General features: G+C 46.7%; 2 protein-coding genes. Both read left to right on the top strand.

From position 1 onward, the window contains the following. Positions 1-1,235: magnesium transporter (mgtE, locus tag A3738_RS04405; RefSeq protein ID WP_068763387.1), on the top strand; the 1,235-nt coding region annotated here is incomplete at its 5' end. 19 nt (positions 1,236-1,254) lie between these two features. After that, positions 1,255-1,788, top strand: coding sequence for a ribosome biogenesis factor YjgA (gene yjgA / locus A3738_RS04400; RefSeq protein WP_068476106.1), 534 nt, complete (start codon positions 1,255-1,257; stop codon positions 1,786-1,788). Positions 1,789-1,897: the final 109 nt, after the last annotated feature.

Genomic DNA, 1,897 nt, shown 5'->3' with positions numbered 1-1,897 from the left:
CTCACCTCATCGAGTCTTCTCCACCTAAACAGCGTAATATTATTTGGCAGCTCGTCGATGATGATTATCGCGGAGAGGTTCTTCAAGACCTAAGCGAAGACGTCCAAGCCTATTTCTTGAGCAAGTTAAATGCGCAAGAACTTATCGACGCCACCGAAGATCTCGATACAGATGACCTAGCAGACATACTGCAGAACCTACCTGAAGCTGTCATTGGCGAAGTCCTAGACTCCATGGACAGCCAAGACCGGGAACGTGTCGAGGAAGTCCTCGCCTACGAGGAAGATACTGCCGGTGGCCTGATGAACACCGACACGGTAACTATCCGTGCGGACATCACAATGGACGTTGTTCTGCGCTACTTGCGAAGACACCGAAGCCTACCCGAGATGACAGATAGTCTTCTCGTTGTTAGCCGAAATGGTGTTTTGGTCGGTATCCTTCCACTAACTACGATGTTGGTATCTAGCCCAAGTGCTACGGTTCGTGAGGTCATGGAAACAGACATCACGACAATCAACGTCAATATGCCAGATAGCGAAGTCGCGAATGTATTCGAACGTCAGGACTTGGTCACCGCACCAGTCGTGAACGACGATAATATATTGCTTGGGCGTATCACCATTGATGACGTGGTTGATGTCATTAGGGATGATGCTGATCACTCATTGATGAGTATGGCGGGGCTCGACGAGGATGAAGACACCTTCGCACCGGTGAAGCAAACAACCAAAAGGCGCGCTGTTTGGCTGGGCATAAACTTAGTCACCGCCTTTATTGCCTCTGCCGTGATTGGCATGTTTGAGGGTACTATTGAAAAAGTCGTGGCACTGGCTGTACTAATGCCAATCGTTGCCAGTATGGGCGGCATAGCAGGAAGCCAAACTCTTACACTTGTGATACGTGGTATGGCAGTCGGTCAAATCAGTAGTGGCAACTTAAAGTGGCTACTCAATCGCGAGTTCACTGTGAGCATGATTAACGGCGCATTATGGGCTGCCGTGGTTTCAGGCCTCGCAATGCTATGGTTCAAAGACATCACGATCGGAATCGTAATCGCATCAGCCTTAATGATTAATCTCGTTGTAGCCGCTATAGCAGGTACCGTACTCCCCTACTTTTTGAAATCGCGCGACATTGATCCAGCACTCGCAGGTGGCGTGATCTTGACTACTATCACTGATGTTGTAGGCTTCCTCTCCTTTTTAGGCCTAGCCTCAATCGCCTACGCATAAATTTGATCACAGGTACTTTATGAGTCAGCACGACCCATTCGATAGCAACAACGAAGATTTCGACGAAGACATTAAAAGTCGTAGCCAAATTAAACGCGAGATGGAAGCGTTACAAGCAATCGGCAAGCAGCTTTGTGAATTAAAAGCTTCCCACCTTGAACAAGTACCTATCTCAGAAGAATTAGAAGAAGGCATCACGACCTACAAACGCATCTCGTCACGGGAAGCCAAAAGACGCCAATTACAGTACATTGGCAAAGTCATGCGCAACCAAGACATTGATGCAATTCAGACAGTACTCGATCGATTCGATACATCTAGCGATATATACGCGAAACGCTTACATATGCTCGAAGCTTGGAGAGAAAGACTGATCAACGAAGGTAATGCGGCATTAACTGAATTCGTCGAAAAACACCCAAGCGTTGAGATACAGACATTACGCCAGCTTGTGAGAAACGCGAATAAAGATCGTCAAAACGAAAAGAATACCGGCGCAGCCAAAAAGCTTTTCAAGTTCTTGAAGCAATACGAAGAAGATATTCTGAATTAAATCGTAGCGCTCTATAAAACTACAAAGCGCAGCAGTAAAGACTAAAGACGCTTATGCTGGGCAATTGGCATCTTTTTGCGGATCTCGGATAAAAAGGAAAGATCTAAGT

It is taken from the genome of Oleiphilus sp. HI0066, from assembly GCF_001635725.1.
Note: the sequence above shows the minus strand (reverse complement) of the source record. Positions and strands in the feature narration are given on the sequence as shown.